Genomic DNA, 15,155 nt, shown 5'->3' on the forward strand with positions numbered 1-15,155 from the left:
CTAAAATATAATTTTGTTTTCATTCCTATTATCCCTCACCCCTATTACTTTACAGTACATACTAACTCTTCATTTTTCATCTCTACTATGTACTCCTGTAAAACATATTCTTTCCCGCCATGGTTTTCATACCATTCATGTATTCTTCTAATATGCCTCTCGTCACTTCTAATTTTCGATTCTATTTCTTTATACTGTTCATAACTATCATATTCCCATATGGCAAATACTTCAGACGTACCATTCTTATTATCTTTCATCCAGCGTCCTATTAGCTTAGAACCATGCTTTAATTGATTAGGTAAGTTCGTGTTATTGAAATGATCATTAAATACTTCTATGAATTCATTTTTCACTACATAGTACTTCCTTCTGTAAAACATACTTCTTCACCTCTTTTATGAAAAGTATCAGTAAACCTTCCCATCACTACCGTATTATAATACTTTCCGTCCGATAGTCTTTTGTCATTTTTCAAAACGCCTTCTACTTCAAAACCTAATTTTTTATAAAGATGAATAGCTTTCTCGTTTGTCTCTAATACTTGTAAAGATATTTTATTTACTGCATTTTCGTCAGCCCATTTAATAGATTGTTGTAATAGGCTCTTACCCATTTTATATCCCCAAAACTCTTTTATAATGCAAACGCCAAACTCCACTTTATGAGATAATCTCTTAAAATTTGATCCTTCACACCTTGAAAATCCAACGATTCGATTGTGCACTTCTGCAACTAAAAAGAGATTCTTCGTCTCTTCACTATCTGTTTTTATTATTTTTTGAAATCCTAGATTATCTATAAATCCCTCTCCAGCATCTCTATCCATATTTTCAGTTTCTCCATCAATCTGAACTCTAATTTTCGATAACTGGTCAGCATCTTTCTCAGCTGCAGAACGAATTGTATAAGTTAATCCATTTATATGAAACTCTTGCTCTTTTACAATCATGTCAAACTCCTTTCAAATGAATATAATGGCGCTATTACAACTTGTTTACCTTGTTTCTCAAAGTCCTGAACAGTTTCTTTACTAGCCTCTTCGTCAGTTATAATAATGTCAATTTTTTTTAGAGACTCTCCTCTTATAAAACAATCTATTCCAAGTTTATTATGCGGAACTAAACAAATATTTCTTCTAGCAATTTCACTTACTCTTTTACTAAAATAAGCAACTTCAGGTGTTGCGGTACTAATACCTTGTAATGAAATGCCTCCACCTGTAGAGAAATACAGATCAATAGAAAATCTACTTATCAATTCAGAGGCAAGTGTATCAGTAATATTCCCTGAAGGTTTTACTTTTCCGCCAATTAAATACGTATCAATATTCTTATATTCTCGTAGATAACCAGCTATTTCTATAGAATTCGTAATAACCGTAAATGATACTTCCGGTAAATATTTCAGCATCACATTATGAACGGAAGCCCCACCAATAAAAATTGAATCACCTTCTTGTATATAAGATACCGCAACTCTTGCAATTGTGTCCTCATATATTGAGCTATCACTATAACGTTTAGTTGGTTCCGCAGCTAAGTTTCTCACTCGCGTAAGTTCAATTGCACCTCCGTGCGTTCTTTTTAATAAACCATCCTTTTCCATAATAGACAAATCTCTTCTTATAGAATCAATAGACATATCAAATCTTTCCGCAAGATCCTTTGCTATTACTCTTCCATCTGTATTAAGTAGTTCTAAAATTTTCTCTCGACGTTCTTCAGTAAACATGTTATCACCACCGTTATTGAAGGTTCAGAAACTTAAACTTTATTTTAATTATATGCATGCCTCTTCCGTTTTACAATATTTTCAATTCTTATTTATTCCGTTTTATACAGTCTTCTCCCTCTTTCTATCCTGTTAACTTGACAACCAAATAAATGTATATCTGTATATTACGCAAAAATACTTCCATTTACCTTCCTATTGATGTGAAATTATTCCTATGTTTTACTTTTTAATACAGAAAGGGATTACTATGAAATCATTAATCAAAACGACATGTACAGCATTATTATTTACTGGAATATTAACAGGATGTAATAGCAATACTACATCAAAACAAGAAAAGAGCGCTCTCGAAAAGAATGCAATGCACTATGGAGAAATAGTTAAAAATGAATACTATAGAGCGACAGTTGAGAATGCAAAGTTTGAAAAAATAGACAAAGAGCGGCGCCTTACTACTCGTGTTATGATTAATAATGTTCGAGACGATGGACAAACTATTGATCTTTCGGAAATAAAATATTTCATACAAGATGAAAAAACTGGTGAGAAATATGAAGGTGAAGCTCATCCGATAGATGACGAGCACTATAAAAATGTTCCACACGAATTCTCTTTAACTACTGACGTTGTATTTGAACTGAAAACTTCACCAAAAGATTTAAATAATATGTATTTATACATAGATAGCAAAGCTGCGCCGTTAACAAATACATATTGGAAGCTTGATAATTTAGTATCTAAATAGAAAGACCAGTCTTATACGACTGGTCTTTTTACATTCATACATTTAACACTTTCATTAACACTTATATTAATTTTCTAATAACAACTTGAATAACATCAGCTAAACCAGTGTGCCCTTTCCCTTCAACTCGCTCTTGTTCTCCATTAAAGAAATGAATTACCTTATGTTCTTCACACCAAGTAAGGATATCAATTGGATCATACAGCATATCAACATCTTTTGGTCCACCAGTACCATAGTTTATTTGTTTTTTTGAGTAAACTTCAAACATAATTAATCCACCAGGCTTTATCGTTTGTATCATTTTACCTAATATCATTTTTTTATAATCATCATGAAAATGTCCAAATACCATAATTGCTGCATCATATTCATTTTCTGGCAAACTATCAGCTAATAAATCTACTTTTTTTGTATGCACGTTTACGTTATGCTTCTCTGCCAATTTTTTTGTCTTTTCTAATCCATCTTCCGAATAATCAATAGCTGTTACTTCGTTCCCTTGTCTTGCTAGAAATACAGCATTTCTACCTTCTCCCTCCGCAAATGCTATTACTTTATTGTGATTTGCTAAACGAAATGCTTGTTCTTTAATAAATGTATTAGGTTCTTCCCCGTAAAAATATTCATCTGATTTATATCGATCATTCCAAAAATTATTCATCATCTTCTCTCCTTCTTCATATCATTTTCTAACTACAATTAAAGATATTAAAGAGCCTTTTTATCCTTAATTAATTTAAAAATAAAAGCAGATTAAAAATCCACTTTTATTTTTTTCGCAAGATCTACGATTTTTTGATTTCTTAACTCTTCTTCCATTTTCTCTTCTGCTGCGAGCATTGCCTCATTAATTAAACATCCAGGTTTGTCATGTAAACAACAGTCAAACAATGATGTTTTGCCTTCAATTGCATGTATAATATCTAAAAATGAAATATCTTCCCAATTCTTACTAAGCGAGTAACCGCCCTTTGGACCAGATGATGAGTGTATCATCCCTTCCTTCGTCAACTTAGTTAGTATTTTAGACAAGTACGTTGGTGAAACATTTTGCATTTCTGCTAATTGGTGAACACTAACTAACTTATTTGGTGTGGCCTTTGCCAGAAAAAGCATTGTATGAAGAGCATAATTTGTAGCTTTAGAATATTTCATAGTACAGCTCCTATTGTAGACTTCATGTATCTACATTAACTTTATTTTTTTATTATGTCAAACGTTTGTAATACTCCATACAACATTATTTCTTCACAAGTAATACATCTGCTGCGCAAATCGTCACTTCTCTAAACGGAGAGTCAAATAAAACGCCAAGTTCAAAACCATCTTCAGTAAGAGCTATTTCATGATATAACCACCAAGCATTTTCAAAGTTTTCCGGCATAGAACACTGTGTTACTCCTATAAAGGTTACTTCAAGTTTATCAAATTCACTAAAAGTACCACTGCAATCTAATACGATAGACAAAGTATCTTCTGATTCTCTCTTTATTACTTTAATTACACTATCGTGTAGTGATGTCTTGTGTAACTGAGCGACATTTGACGGAAGTTTTTTCTCAATGGAATTAAAATATTCTACGTATGATTGATCTAATTGTGCCATTCTTTTCTCATAATCTGTTGTCCACTCTTGCATAAGTTTTTTCAGTTCACCTGATGGGTATTCTGAATTAATTGTTATGTTTTGTATAATTGAGTATATCGATTCAGGAAGGAATTTTAATAAATCTATTTTCCTTTCCTCTATTTCTTCCTTTAAACTTTGTATATCCATTTCCGACCATTCTTTTATAGACTCTATAAAACTTATAAATTCTAAAACTTGCATTTTTTTATACCATTCTCTTGTAAAATATTTCAATGACACCTCTCCTAAAATATCTTTACATCCAGTAAAAGCAATACATCCACTTATTATATCATTCCAATAACCATTTTTTCTAAAGAAATAATGTAAAAATGTAAATATTCCGCCTATTATTTCTAAAACTTCAGAATATTTACAAAAGTATAAAATTAGAATACATTTTAGCTGTACAAGATTCACCTGTACAAAAATTCAAACAAAAAGGGATGGTTATATGTTGAAGAAATTAGTAGCAGGGACATTAGTAGCGGGTTTTGCATTAACTGGAGGACTAGGTGCAGTAAGTGCTGAGGAAAAAAGTAACACAATTAAGTCATTTGATTATTTAAAAGTGGATGAACAAAATGTTAATTCATTTGCAAAATTAAGTGATCAGGATAAGAAAGATATCCAAATTACTATGGTATTACCAGAGCAAAATGAAAATGGAGATTGGCTAGCTTATGGTTTTACTAGCCGTGAAACATTGGATGCGTATATTGCAAAGGATAAAAAAGCAATTAAAAATAATATTAATCCTTTAGGTAGCGGTGCTGGTAGTACTGATTTTTACGAACATAAAGATAAAGGTGGTCAATATATTTACTGGAGCAGCGGCTTTAAAAACTTACCATCTAGCTGGAATGACAGAATTTCTTCTGTAAGTACAGCCTCACCTTCTGCAAGTTATTCAACGACACTTTGGGAGCACTCTTCAACACAAGGATATGGAAAAGGTGTTATATTTAAACACGCTGATTGGTATGGTAAAACTGCTAATTTAGCTCCTGATTGGAACGATATTACTTCAGCGATTGAAATTAAAAAATAATAAGATATTCTATTAATAAAAAATCAAACCACTATTCTCTTATTTGTTTAGAGAATAGTGGTTTATTATATTTCCATTTAAGCATGTACAGCATGTCCTACCGCTTGCATTAACGCTTCATGAATTGCTTCTGATAAAGTAGGGTGTGCTGCAATATAATCTCTCATTATATCAGCGGTAACTTCTGTATGAATCATTATGGTTCCTTGACCAATAAGTTCAGTTGCATGAGGACCGATAATAGAAATCCCTACAATTTCTTGGTATTTAGGTTCTACAATGACTTTTACTTTACCTACTTGTTCTCCTAAAATAAGAGCTTTTCCGTTCGCTGTAAAAGGAAATTCTCCGATGAGAATATCACCATATTGTTCTCTTGCACCTTTTTCACTTAACCCGACACTAGCTATTTCTGGAGCTGTGTATATACAACGGGGCACAGCGTGATAATTTACTTTCATGTCTTCTCCGCTTGCGTGTAATGCTGCTGTCGTTCCTTCATGGAAGGCAACATGAGCAAGCTGAATTCCACCGATCACATCACCAGCTGCGTAAATATGCGATACGTTCGTTTGCATATGTTCATTCACAGCAATCCCTTTATTTGAAAACTGAACCCCTGCCTTTTCTAATCCTAATTGTTGCACTCGTGGTTTTCTTCCTACAGAAACAAGAACAAATTCTGGAGTTACTTCATGAGTAATTCCCTCGTATTCAAATGAAGCTTGCTTCTTATAGTTATTTAAACCTTTTAAAACTGCTCCCGTAAAAATTTTCACCCCATCTTTTTCTAATTTCTCTCTTAAAGTATTCGCGATATCTTCATCTTCACCAGGTATTAATTGCGGTGCCATTTCAACTATCGATACTTTTGTGCCAAGTCTACTATAAATGCTTGCAAACTCGCATCCTATTACACCACCACCAACGATTAACAATGAAGATGGTACACTCTCAAGAGACATGGCATGGCTACTATTTAAAATCCATTTTCCATCAAACGGAGCGAATGGTAATTCTGTAGGTTCGGAACCAGCTGCGATAATAAAGCTCTCTCCATCAACTACTTCTTCTTTATTTCCTTGTACAACTCGCATACGATGATCCGTTTCGAATTTCGCTTTTCCTTTTACAACTTTAATTTTATTTTTCTTCATTAAATATTGTATTCCTTGGACGAGTTGCATTACGATTTGTGATTTCCTCGCCTGTATTTGATCCCAATCAATTGATATACTTCCTGTATTAAGCGTAACCCCATAATCATTCGCTTTTCTCACAATGTCATGTACTTCAGCACTTTCTAACAGTGATTTCGTCGGCATACACCCAACATTTAAACATGTTCCGCCAAGGTCAGCTTCATCAATAAGAGTGACATCTTTGCCATTTTGAGCCGCGGTAATTGCTGCTACATAGCCAGCAGGTCCGCCCCCAATAACAACTAATTTACTCATTCTCTCACCTTCTCTTTATAAAAGAATTGTTATAGGTTCTTCTAAATAATGTTTAATTGTGCGTAAAAATGCAGCTGCTGGTGCACCGTCTAATACACGATGATCGAATGTTAAACTTAAAGGTAACATACTTCCTTTTCTTAATTTTTTCCCTTTAAATACAGGAACATGTTCAATTGCACCTACACCTAAAATACCAGTTTCAGGTGTATTTAATACCGGTGTGAAATATTCAATACCAAAGCTACCTAAATTACTAATTGTAAATGTCGTTCCGTGCATATCATCACTACTTAAGCTACCTGCTCGTGCCTTTTGTGCCACATTCTTAATCTCTTTAGACAACTCTACTAAAGATAAATTATTTGCAAAGCGAATAGCTGGAACGACTAACCCTTTTTCTAATGCGACTGCCATGCCTAAATGCACATGTTCAAATTGATGAATTGCATCATCTATATAAGCGCTGTTCATTTCTTTATGCTCTCCAAGTGCTAATACAACAGCATGCGAGACGAAATCCGTAATAGTTAATTTATTATCATATCTTTTTTGTACAACTTCCGCTATTTCTTTATGTAAAGCAACTAAATCTGTTACATCTACTTTCATCGTTAACGTTAATTGTGCGCTATTTTGTAAGCTTGCGTGCATACGATTTGCGATTGCTTTACGCATACCAGTAACAGGAATCGCTTTACTTTCTTCTCGTTCAGATATTTCCGGAACGTTTACTCTTACCTCAAGTACTTTTAATACATCTGCCTTTGTAATCCTTCCGCCAGGACCTGTACCAACTAATGCCTTGATATCCAGATTTTCAGACTTTGCAATTTTCTTGGCTACAGGTGAAATTTTAATTCTTTGCTTCGATACTTCTTTCTCATTTGCTTCTTGATTTTGTACATTTTGTACATTTTGTACTTCTATATTAGATGTTTTTTCTTCTACAACATGTGTGCTTTCCTGCATTTCTACCTTTTCATTCGGTTTACCGATGTAGCAAATTACAGTACCAGGCGGCACTCCTTCATCTTCACTTACAGCTATATCAAGTACCGTACCATCAGCTGGCGCTTTAATTTCCGTTTCAATTTTTTCTGAATTAATACTAGCAATTAGTTCTCCTTTTGCTACATTATCGCCTGCTTTAATATTCCAGCTCGTAATAATACCTTCTTTCATCGCCATACCTAACTTCGGCATTACAACTTCTACAGCCATGTCTCTCTCTCCCTTCTCATCGTTTTATTACACATGTAATAAAGATTGGTCTCCGATCATTTCTGATACAGTTTCAATTACTTTTTCTGGTGTTGGCAAATACAACTTTTCAAGTGGTGGTGAGAACGGAACAGGTGTATGTGGTGCTGTAATTCGTTTAATAGGTGCATCTAACAAATCAAAACCTTTATCCGCTACAATTGCCGCAATATCTGTTGCAATACTACATCTAGGATTCGCTTCGTCAATGACGATAAGACGATTTGTTTTTTCAACAGATGATAAAATAGTATCTTCATCAAGTGGTGATAAAGATCGTGGATCAATTACTTCTACTTCAAGCCCCTTTTTCGATAATTGCTTTGCAGCTGCAAGCGCTGTATGAACTTGCTTTCCGATTGCGACAATTGTTACATCAGAACCTTCCCGTTTAATATCTGCTTTTCCTAATGGAATTGTATAGTATCCTTCTGGCACTTCACCTTTCATATTGTAAAGTGTTTTATCCTCAAAGAAGATTACTGGATCATCATCTTCAATTGCCGCTAATAATAAGCCTTTTGCATCATACGGTGTGGAAGGAACAACAACTTTAATACCTGGTATGCTCGTAAATAATGCGTACAAACTTTGTGAATGTTGAGCTGCTGCACTAAAACCAGCGCCATGCATCGTACGTACTGTAACGGGTACTTTTGCTTTACCTCCAAACATATAACGGAATTTCGCACCTTGGTTTAATACTTGGTCAAGACAACTACCGATAAAATCATTAAACATTAACTCAGCTATCGGACGTAACCCAGTTGCAGCAGCGGCCATCGCAGCTCCCATATAACCCGCTTCAGAAATTGGTGTATCCAATATACGATTTCGGCCAAACTCTTGTACAAGTCCTTTCGTAACACCAAGCACACCGCCCCAAGCTTCATCATCTTGCAGGTGATCAACTTGTGCACCGCCTGCAACGTCTTCACCTATTAAAATTACATTTTCATCACGACGCATTGAGATTTTCATTGCTTCATTAATTGCAGTTGACATACTTACTGTTCTAGTCATAATTTTTCACACTCCTCTTATTTGTAAGAAACGTATACATCTTTTAATAATTCTTCATCGTCTGGGTATGGACTATTTTCACTAAATTCAATGGATCTTTGTACTGCATCATCTACTGCTTTTTCCATATCAACAAGTTCAGATTCCGTTAATAAACCTTCATGAATTAAATGCTTACGGAAATTTACAATTGCATCTCTTTCGTTTAAATGTTCTTCTTTTTCTTCTGATGTTTTATATGTTTGTGCTTCACCTTCGAAATGACCATAATTACGATATGTCATACATTCAATAATTGTTGGACCATCACCATTACGTGCACGTTCCACTGCTTCTGCAGCAGCTTTATATACAGCTAGAAGATCTTTTCCATCTACTTGAACACCTGGAATATTATAAGCTTTTGCACGATCAGCAATAGAATCACAACTTGAAGCATATTCAAATGTAGTTGCTTCACCGTAACCGTTATTTTCTGCGATAAAAATAACTGGTAACTTCCAAATCGCCGCTAAATTAACCCCTTCATGAAATGTCCCTTCATTATTTGCTCCGTCACCGAAGAAGCAAACACTTACATCTTTTGTTCCTTTATATTTAGCTGTTAATGCTGAACCGCAAGCAAGTGGGAAACCGCCGCCTACAATGCCATTCGCACCTAGCATTCCTTTATCTAAATCGGCAATATGCATGGAACCGCCTTTTCCTTTACATAATCCTGTCGCTTTCCCGAAAAGTTCAGCCATCATACCATTTAAATCACAACCTTTTGCGATACAATGTCCATGACCTCTATGTGTACTTGTAATACTGTCACTATCCGTTAAGTGGGCACATACACCAACTGCTACCGCTTCTTCACCTGCGTATAAATGAACGAAACCTGGCAAAACGCCTTGCGCGAACAATTCATGCACCTTATCTTCAAACTTACGAATTTCTAACATTTTTTCGTACATCCAACGAGCTTGTTCTTTCGTAATTTCATTCCCTTTACTTTCAGTTGTTTTTAACATGTCCAGCCCTCCTATTTTCTTGTTCGTCTTTTATATTGCAAGTATTGTGCCAATTTCGAATCCTTGTTTTAATAGGTTTTCTCTATCTTTAAACAATAAAAAAGTGGACAAAATGAGACGTTTGTCTCGTTTTGTCCACTTTTGTTCCCTTAATAAGAGAATTGTTACTTTATTCATTATCAAAGCTCTTCTGTAATTTTCGGATGTAAATAATTTGACCAATATGATATGCATTATGAGTTGTTACATTCGCTAGCACTTCCCACCACTTTGCAGAAACAGGAAATCCCACTACATCACTTTCAACCTTTTCTTCATTTATGAGATTTTGCCATTGTAACAGTTTTTCTAGTAGTTTTTCCCGTAATTCATCGAAAGTTTGATTATCTGAGAGCATAAAACTTTTGTTATTATCTCCTATAGCGGGTACTGCATTCACATTTGATTCTTTATACCTAGTTTGCCACGTAGAGTTCCAATACAGTAAATGTTGTACGATTTCAGCTATACTATTACTCTCTTCATTCGGTTTCCAGAAAGCTTCCCTCTCAGATAAATCCTTAACTGCATCTGAAAATGGCATATACCAACTGGGATCATTTGCATTCGCTAATAGCTGATCTGCTAATACAGCTTTTACATGGACCATTTTTCTTCCCTCATTTCATTATCATATTAATATACACTACTCTATATACGCTGATTCCCTATAATCTCCTTTTTTACATACAAATTCATTTCATAATGAATGTAAGAATAATAGATTTTCTTATCATAACTCGTTATGATAAAAGAAAAAGAAAGCTGGCGAAAAATGAATAAAAAAATCGCAATAATTACTGGAGCCTCAAGTGGATTTGGACTATTAACTACACTCGAACTCGCAAAAAAAAATTATTTAGTTATCGCTACAATGCGAAACCTTGAAAAACAAGGAACCATACTATCCCAAGTTACTCAACTTAACTTACAGCACAATATAAAAGTTCAACAATTAGATGTAACAGATCAAAATTCTATACATAATTTCCAATTGTTTTTAAAAGAAATTAATAGAATAGATCTCCTTATAAATAATGCAGGATATGCAAATGGGGGCTTTGTAGAAGAAATCCCAGTAGACGAATATCGAAAGCAATTTGAAACGAACCTTTTTGGAGCTATATCAATCACTCAGCTTGTTTTACCATATATGAGAGAACAAAGAAGCGGAAAAATCATTAATATAAGCAGCATTAGCGGCCAAGTTGGATTTCCTGGTTTATCTCCTTATGTATCTTCAAAATATGCATTAGAAGGCTGGAGTGAATCGCTTCGCTTAGAATTAAAACCTTTCGGAATAGATGTCGCTTTAATTGAACCTGGTTCTTACAACACAAATATATGGGAGGTTGGTAAACAACTAGCTAAAAACCAATCTGATACAACATCTCCTTACAAAGAATATATGGATAAAATACAAAAACATATTAATAGCGGTAGTGATACATTTGGTAATCCGATAGATGTTGCTAATAAAATCGTTGAAATTACTGAAAAAAAGCGTACTACTTTACGATATCCTATTGGAAAAGGTGTAAAATTTATGATCTTTACGAAGAAGATTCTTCCTTGGAGATTGTGGGAATACCTTGTTTTGAGAAGCTTTAAGAAGATGTAATAAACTTTTTGAAAACTATTTTGAAAGAGGTGCTAATTAAATGTTAGGTTTACCGTATGGGGAAGTGTTTTTAGTGCCGTGGACTGAAGAATGGGAAATTGAGTTTATGAAAGAGAAACAAATCATTGAGGAACAAATTGGCGAACATATTTTAGCGATACACCATATTGGTAGTACTTCTATTCCATATTTAAGTGCAAAGCCAATTATTGATATAGCAATTGAATTAGAAAATTATACGGACGGTATACATTGTATTAAAAAGTTAGAACTACTAAACTATAAATATAGAAAAGAAGTATTACCCGAAAGATACTATTTTAATAAAGGTGAACCAAGAACTCATCAAATTCATATGTATGAACAAGGGAATACATATTTAATAGAACAATTACAATTTCGTGATTACTTAATAGACAATAAAACTGCACGCATGCAGTATGAACAGTTAAAGATTCAACTTTCACAAGCTAATCCTACTGATAAACATAAGTATGCAGAGGATAAAACTGATTTCATTACATCTATATTAACTAAAATAAATGCTTAAATAAACAAGAAACCATTTAGTAGTAAATGGTTTCTTGTTTATTAGTTATTTCATTATTTGTACTATCAAATTTTTATTATACAGCAGGTGGAAAGAAGTAAAATAGTATCGAAGTCATAAAAATAAACGTGAATACCCCAATTACCGAAAATATATATTCTTTCGATTCTTTATCATACTTCCATTCCATCAATGCTCTTAAGATTAACGTCCCACCTAAATAAGAAAAAATGACATAAGCGATATTAACACTTTCAAATTTAAAGATAAATATAAAGCTAGTTATTAAATAAATAAAAAGTAGTCCTATTTCCAATTTTTTATGTAAACTATTTACATGTTTCTTATATCCCCAAAAACCACCCTTGGGCATATTAAATTTTTTTCTTAAAAACTTATCGAGAAAGTAGACAGCTATACAAAAAACAATAGTTATAATCCAAAAAGTAGAAGCTCCCATTTTCACCCCTCCTATTATTTCATTTAATTACTTGAAATAAATTGGACTATATTACGGTTATCCCCTTCTAAATAACTTATGATGCCTTCAGGATATGTCGGCTTCTCCTGTAATTCCTCTAGACTTTTCCAAATTAATATAATATCCTCATGCTCTTTATGCCTTATTTCATTTGTAATGATTTTTTCAACAGTCCCCCAATGTATCAATGTACAATGATGACCATTTTCGTTGCCCCACTCAAAAATGTGTTCATTTACAATTGCTAACTCTTGAACATCAACTTTCAAATCGTATTCTTCTATTAACTCTCGAATCATTGCTTCTTTTGACGTTTCACCAAATTCAATAGAGCCACCTGGAAAACGGTAAAATGATTCATTCTCATCACATTGTACAAGTACTTTTGAATGTTCGTCGTTTACAATCATTATTTCAGCACGTAAACGTGGTCTTATCATTTTCTCACCCTTTATTTGTATGACCATTCATCACCAATACGTATTATAGAATACATTCAAAATAAAACCTGTAATTATTAGTAACGGAACAATTCCAAACGAAATAATATATTCTTTTGCTTTCCTATCATATTTCCACTGCATATATCCTTGAAAAATGTACAACGTCATAAAAAAGAAAATTGGTATATAAGTCATGTATATTGGATTCAAAATTGAACCTATCATCATAAGTACTACATAAGAAATAATGATAATCCATTGCCCCCATTTATGTGATTGGCTGACATATTTACTATTCCATCCAGTTTGTCTCGGTATATTTAACTTCTTCCTCACAATTTTTTCTAAAAAGAATAAAATTATAATCCATAACAATAAGACAATTAGTTTCAAAAGAAACAGAAAGGCCTCCTCCTTTACCTTTTCTCCGGCTGATTACTCGGATACGTAGCACTCTCTTTATTTTCAACGTCCCAACTAATTATAGTCGCACTATCGCGTCCGAATTGATGATGAACGTGCTCTAATACATGATGAACACTTTCTTCAAGTTTTTTATTATTTCTATTCATATTATTATACAGATTTACTGGCGTTTCAAATCGGCGTTCCCCGCATTCTAATACTCCATCTGTCACCATTACAATTCGGTTCTTTCCAGTACGTAATTCACGAATACCTGATGAATAACAAGGAACAGGTAAATCAAATGTGTTTACATTTCCAATCCATTCGTAAAAATGACGTTGATTTAATGCATATTGTCCTAACTTATGTAACTCTTCATGAAATACATACACTAAACAATCACCAATAGAAAGCCACCATATATAATTTTCTTTTCTTACACATAGTAAGCAAGCTGTTTCACCTTGTATTCTTTTGCACTTTTCCTTAAATGAAGATGACTGAAAAATTGTAAGTATATGATTTTCAACATACTGAAATACTGTATCAATTGGTTCATTCAAAATTACTCTTATATTTTCATATTCTTTTTCGATTGTATTTACTACTAAATCAACACTTTCTGCACTATTATGTCCATCTAATATAGCTGCAAATTCCCATTCACCATTTGACCAAACTAATGCACCATCTTCATTCTTTTTCGCTCCAGCACTTATATTCCCGCCATATTTACCAAGTACAATATCACCATATTGCTTAACTGAAATTTCTCCTAAACACATTTCTATATTTCCAACCCATGAATATTGTGTATTATTTGTTTTATGCATACTCATTTACCATATACTTACGTATTCTTTCGCATAGTTTTTTTATTTTTTCTTCATCACCATATGGTGCACCAGTCCATTTCGCTACTTCGGTTGGTGACCAAAATTCTTTTGGTGTATTGGGATAACGTGGAATAATGTGCATATGCATATGTGGTACACCATTTCCTGAAACAAAAGTGTAAATATGCTCTGCACCTTCGCTTTCTTTTAGCGCTTTACTTACTCTACTTGTTATAAGTCCGAACGCTTTCGCTTCTTCATCTGTTAGTTCAGCAAGGCCAGGTACATGTCTTTTTATATCTATCATTACATAACCTAAGTATGTTGCTTCACTATCCCAGTAGACATGTCCAACGTAAACGAGTTCATCTTCGTAAATAGCTCCACCTGGAACTATAATATTTCCTTTATGTTTTTCGCAAATGAAACAGTTTTGTTCTATTTGATTGTTTGTTGACATATCCATCACCTTCCTTTTCATATATAATAGCACAAAAAAAGGAAAAACAGGTTTCGTATTCCGAATTTTCATTCTTTTGATGCAACAATTTTTGAAATGAATTTACACCTCATTATTTCTTCAAAAACAAAATCCCAATTATAATCCCAATCACAATTCCGATTACTAAATTATTTGTAAAGTGCCCTTGAAATACACCGATTACAACCCCTATACCGACACCTATTACCAAAGCATCATTTCTTTTTTTATTTTTAGCCAAAATTGCATCTCCTCCCATTATTTCTCCCTAAACAACATGCATTCACTTAAATGTATTAATATACGCATTATCTCGCTTGAATCTTTTCAAATAATGCACTTTAACTTCATATATAATATTTTCCATTTTC

At 33.5% G+C, this 15,155-nt stretch carries 22 protein-coding genes; 4 read left to right on the top strand and 18 right to left on the bottom strand.

Annotated features, from left to right (window positions below):
• Positions 1-44 precede the first annotated feature (44 nt).
• Genes QCI81_RS00850 through QCI81_RS00860 form a run of 3 tightly spaced genes read right to left on the bottom strand, consistent with a single transcriptional unit; the run spans position 45 to position 1,734 of the window.
• Positions 45-383 carry an NIPSNAP family protein gene (locus tag QCI81_RS00850; protein WP_000499988.1) on the bottom strand — a complete coding sequence of 113 codons (339 nt, stop codon included), beginning with the start codon at positions 381-383 and terminating at the stop codon, positions 45-47.
• Positions 356-952, bottom strand: a complete 597-nt coding sequence (locus tag QCI81_RS00855) for a GNAT family N-acetyltransferase (protein ID WP_071732131.1) — start codon at positions 950-952, stop codon at positions 356-358. The genes QCI81_RS00850 and QCI81_RS00855 overlap by 28 nt, the downstream gene beginning before the upstream one ends.
• A complete protein-coding gene (locus QCI81_RS00860) occupies positions 949-1,734 on the bottom strand; it encodes a DeoR/GlpR family DNA-binding transcription regulator (RefSeq protein WP_071732130.1) in 786 nt (261 codons plus the stop codon). The genes QCI81_RS00855 and QCI81_RS00860 overlap by 4 nt, the downstream gene beginning before the upstream one ends.
• Before the next feature lie 250 nt (positions 1,735-1,984).
• Between QCI81_RS00860 and QCI81_RS00865 the strand changes: the two genes are divergently transcribed.
• The gene (locus QCI81_RS00865) at positions 1,985-2,482 is read left to right on the top strand and encodes a hypothetical protein (protein ID WP_053564253.1); all 498 of its coding nucleotides are present in this window, start codon (positions 1,985-1,987) and stop codon (positions 2,480-2,482) included.
• A 61-nt stretch (positions 2,483-2,543) separates the two neighbouring features.
• Here the strand turns inward: QCI81_RS00865 and QCI81_RS00870 are convergent, their stop codons facing one another.
• The 3 genes from QCI81_RS00870 to QCI81_RS00880 form a co-directional block, all read right to left on the bottom strand.
• Positions 2,544-3,149: a class I SAM-dependent methyltransferase gene (locus QCI81_RS00870; RefSeq protein ID WP_053564252.1), complete on the bottom strand. Its 606-nt coding sequence runs from the start codon at positions 3,147-3,149 to the stop codon at positions 2,544-2,546.
• Between the two features lie 89 nt (positions 3,150-3,238).
• Positions 3,239-3,640 (bottom strand): Rrf2 family transcriptional regulator, encoded by a 402-nt coding sequence (locus QCI81_RS00875; protein ID WP_000877649.1) that lies wholly within the window; start codon positions 3,638-3,640, stop codon positions 3,239-3,241.
• Positions 3,641-3,725: 85 nt separating this feature from the next.
• A complete protein-coding gene (locus QCI81_RS00880; RefSeq protein WP_063547502.1) occupies positions 3,726-4,349 on the bottom strand; it encodes a DUF4085 domain-containing protein in 624 nt (207 codons plus the stop codon).
• 220 nt (positions 4,350-4,569) lie between these two features.
• On the opposite strand from QCI81_RS00880, the gene QCI81_RS00885 reads away from it, so the two are divergent.
• On the top strand, positions 4,570-5,166 hold the full coding sequence (locus QCI81_RS00885) for a hypothetical protein (protein ID WP_071732128.1): 597 nt from the start codon (positions 4,570-4,572) through the stop codon (positions 5,164-5,166).
• A gap of 77 nt (positions 5,167-5,243) precedes the next feature.
• Here QCI81_RS00885 and lpdA read toward each other — a convergent pair whose 3' ends face one another.
• Genes lpdA through QCI81_RS00915 form a run of 6 tightly spaced genes read right to left on the bottom strand, consistent with a single transcriptional unit; the run spans position 5,244 to position 10,574 of the window.
• Positions 5,244-6,623, bottom strand: coding sequence for a dihydrolipoyl dehydrogenase (gene lpdA / locus QCI81_RS00890; protein ID WP_071732127.1), 1,380 nt, complete (start codon positions 6,621-6,623; stop codon positions 5,244-5,246).
• A gap of 15 nt (positions 6,624-6,638) precedes the next feature.
• Positions 6,639-7,847 (bottom strand): dihydrolipoamide acetyltransferase family protein, encoded by a 1,209-nt coding sequence (locus QCI81_RS00895; protein WP_071732126.1) that lies wholly within the window; start codon positions 7,845-7,847, stop codon positions 6,639-6,641.
• Between the two features lie 27 nt (positions 7,848-7,874).
• Positions 7,875-8,909, bottom strand: coding sequence for an acetoin:2,6-dichlorophenolindophenol oxidoreductase subunit beta (gene acoB / locus QCI81_RS00900; protein WP_000198898.1), 1,035 nt, complete (start codon positions 8,907-8,909; stop codon positions 7,875-7,877).
• 17 nt (positions 8,910-8,926) lie between these two features.
• Positions 8,927-9,925, bottom strand: coding sequence for an acetoin:2,6-dichlorophenolindophenol oxidoreductase subunit alpha (gene acoA, locus QCI81_RS00905; protein ID WP_000921277.1), 999 nt, complete (start codon positions 9,923-9,925; stop codon positions 8,927-8,929).
• A 30-nt stretch (positions 9,926-9,955) separates the two neighbouring features.
• Complete coding sequence (locus QCI81_RS00910) at positions 9,956-10,102, bottom strand: hypothetical protein (RefSeq protein WP_001045412.1); 147 nt, start codon at positions 10,100-10,102, stop codon at positions 9,956-9,958.
• Positions 10,095-10,574 (bottom strand): DinB family protein, encoded by a 480-nt coding sequence (locus QCI81_RS00915; RefSeq protein ID WP_000233778.1) that lies wholly within the window; start codon positions 10,572-10,574, stop codon positions 10,095-10,097. Before QCI81_RS00915 ends, QCI81_RS00910 begins: the two co-directional genes overlap by 8 nt.
• A 165-nt stretch (positions 10,575-10,739) precedes the next feature.
• Between QCI81_RS00915 and QCI81_RS00920 the strand changes: the two genes are divergently transcribed.
• Positions 10,740-11,585: an oxidoreductase gene (locus tag QCI81_RS00920; RefSeq protein WP_222592262.1), complete on the top strand. Its 846-nt coding sequence runs from the start codon at positions 10,740-10,742 to the stop codon at positions 11,583-11,585.
• A gap of 40 nt (positions 11,586-11,625) precedes the next feature.
• The gene (locus QCI81_RS00925; RefSeq protein ID WP_071732124.1) at positions 11,626-12,135 is read left to right on the top strand and encodes a GrpB family protein; all 510 of its coding nucleotides are present in this window, start codon (positions 11,626-11,628) and stop codon (positions 12,133-12,135) included.
• A gap of 76 nt (positions 12,136-12,211) precedes the next feature.
• On the opposite strand, the gene QCI81_RS00930 is transcribed toward QCI81_RS00925, so the two are convergent.
• From QCI81_RS00930 to QCI81_RS00955, 6 genes are all read right to left on the bottom strand, one after another.
• Positions 12,212-12,595, bottom strand: a complete 384-nt coding sequence (locus tag QCI81_RS00930; RefSeq protein ID WP_069355735.1) for a DUF4181 domain-containing protein — start codon at positions 12,593-12,595, stop codon at positions 12,212-12,214.
• A 23-nt stretch (positions 12,596-12,618) separates the two neighbouring features.
• A complete protein-coding gene (locus tag QCI81_RS00935) occupies positions 12,619-13,056 on the bottom strand; it encodes an NUDIX domain-containing protein (protein ID WP_071732123.1) in 438 nt (145 codons plus the stop codon).
• A 30-nt stretch (positions 13,057-13,086) separates the two neighbouring features.
• On the bottom strand, positions 13,087-13,452 hold the full coding sequence (locus QCI81_RS00940; protein ID WP_000767735.1) for a DUF4181 domain-containing protein: 366 nt from the start codon (positions 13,450-13,452) through the stop codon (positions 13,087-13,089).
• A gap of 23 nt (positions 13,453-13,475) precedes the next feature.
• Positions 13,476-14,300, bottom strand: coding sequence for a PP2C family serine/threonine-protein phosphatase (locus QCI81_RS00945; protein WP_353810939.1), 825 nt, complete (start codon positions 14,298-14,300; stop codon positions 13,476-13,478).
• A complete protein-coding gene (locus QCI81_RS00950) occupies positions 14,293-14,784 on the bottom strand; it encodes an HIT family protein (RefSeq protein ID WP_176510580.1) in 492 nt (163 codons plus the stop codon). The genes QCI81_RS00945 and QCI81_RS00950 overlap by 8 nt, the downstream gene beginning before the upstream one ends.
• A 91-nt stretch (positions 14,785-14,875) precedes the next feature.
• Positions 14,876-15,043 (bottom strand): glycine zipper domain-containing protein, encoded by a 168-nt coding sequence (locus QCI81_RS00955; RefSeq protein WP_071732122.1) that lies wholly within the window; start codon positions 15,041-15,043, stop codon positions 14,876-14,878.
• Between the last annotated feature and the right edge of the window lie 112 nt (positions 15,044-15,155).

Source organism: Bacillus cereus group sp. MG20 (assembly GCF_040459885.1).
Taxonomy (GTDB): domain Bacteria; phylum Bacillota; class Bacilli; order Bacillales; family Bacillaceae_G; genus Bacillus_A; species Bacillus_A cereus.

Coding starts and splice junctions, on each gene's coding strand:
- QCI81_RS00895 (WP_071732126.1), bottom strand. CDS start 7,847: ATGGCTGTAGAAGTTGTAATGCCGAAGTTAGGTATGGCGATGAAAGAA.
- QCI81_RS00910 (WP_001045412.1), bottom strand. CDS start 10,102: ATGAATAAAGTAACAATTCTCTTATTAAGGGAACAAAAGTGGACAAAA.
- acoB (WP_000198898.1), bottom strand. CDS start 8,909: ATGACTAGAACAGTAAGTATGTCAACTGCAATTAATGAAGCAATGAAA.
- QCI81_RS00860 (WP_071732130.1), bottom strand. CDS start 1,734: ATGTTTACTGAAGAACGTCGAGAGAAAATTTTAGAACTACTTAATACA.
- lpdA (WP_071732127.1), bottom strand. CDS start 6,623: ATGAGTAAATTAGTTGTTATTGGGGGCGGACCTGCTGGCTATGTAGCA.
- QCI81_RS00865 (WP_053564253.1), top strand. CDS start 1,985: ATGAAATCATTAATCAAAACGACATGTACAGCATTATTATTTACTGGA.
- QCI81_RS00915 (WP_000233778.1), bottom strand. CDS start 10,574: ATGGTCCATGTAAAAGCTGTATTAGCAGATCAGCTATTAGCGAATGCA.
- QCI81_RS00850 (WP_000499988.1), bottom strand. CDS start 383: ATGTTTTACAGAAGGAAGTACTATGTAGTGAAAAATGAATTCATAGAA.
- QCI81_RS00925 (WP_071732124.1), top strand. CDS start 11,626: ATGTTAGGTTTACCGTATGGGGAAGTGTTTTTAGTGCCGTGGACTGAA.
- QCI81_RS00935 (WP_071732123.1), bottom strand. CDS start 13,056: ATGATAAGACCACGTTTACGTGCTGAAATAATGATTGTAAACGACGAA.
- QCI81_RS00870 (WP_053564252.1), bottom strand. CDS start 3,149: ATGATGAATAATTTTTGGAATGATCGATATAAATCAGATGAATATTTT.
- QCI81_RS00950 (WP_176510580.1), bottom strand. CDS start 14,784: ATGAAAAGGAAGGTGATGGATATGTCAACAAACAATCAAATAGAACAA.
- QCI81_RS00920 (WP_222592262.1), top strand. CDS start 10,740: ATGAATAAAAAAATCGCAATAATTACTGGAGCCTCAAGTGGATTTGGA.
- QCI81_RS00885 (WP_071732128.1), top strand. CDS start 4,570: ATGTTGAAGAAATTAGTAGCAGGGACATTAGTAGCGGGTTTTGCATTA.
- QCI81_RS00955 (WP_071732122.1), bottom strand. CDS start 15,043: ATGGGAGGAGATGCAATTTTGGCTAAAAATAAAAAAAGAAATGATGCT.
- QCI81_RS00855 (WP_071732131.1), bottom strand. CDS start 952: ATGATTGTAAAAGAGCAAGAGTTTCATATAAATGGATTAACTTATACA.
- QCI81_RS00945 (WP_353810939.1), bottom strand. CDS start 14,300: ATGCATAAAACAAATAATACACAATATTCATGGGTTGGAAATATAGAA.
- acoA (WP_000921277.1), bottom strand. CDS start 9,925: ATGTTAAAAACAACTGAAAGTAAAGGGAATGAAATTACGAAAGAACAA.
- QCI81_RS00875 (WP_000877649.1), bottom strand. CDS start 3,640: ATGAAATATTCTAAAGCTACAAATTATGCTCTTCATACAATGCTTTTT.
- QCI81_RS00930 (WP_069355735.1), bottom strand. CDS start 12,595: ATGGGAGCTTCTACTTTTTGGATTATAACTATTGTTTTTTGTATAGCT.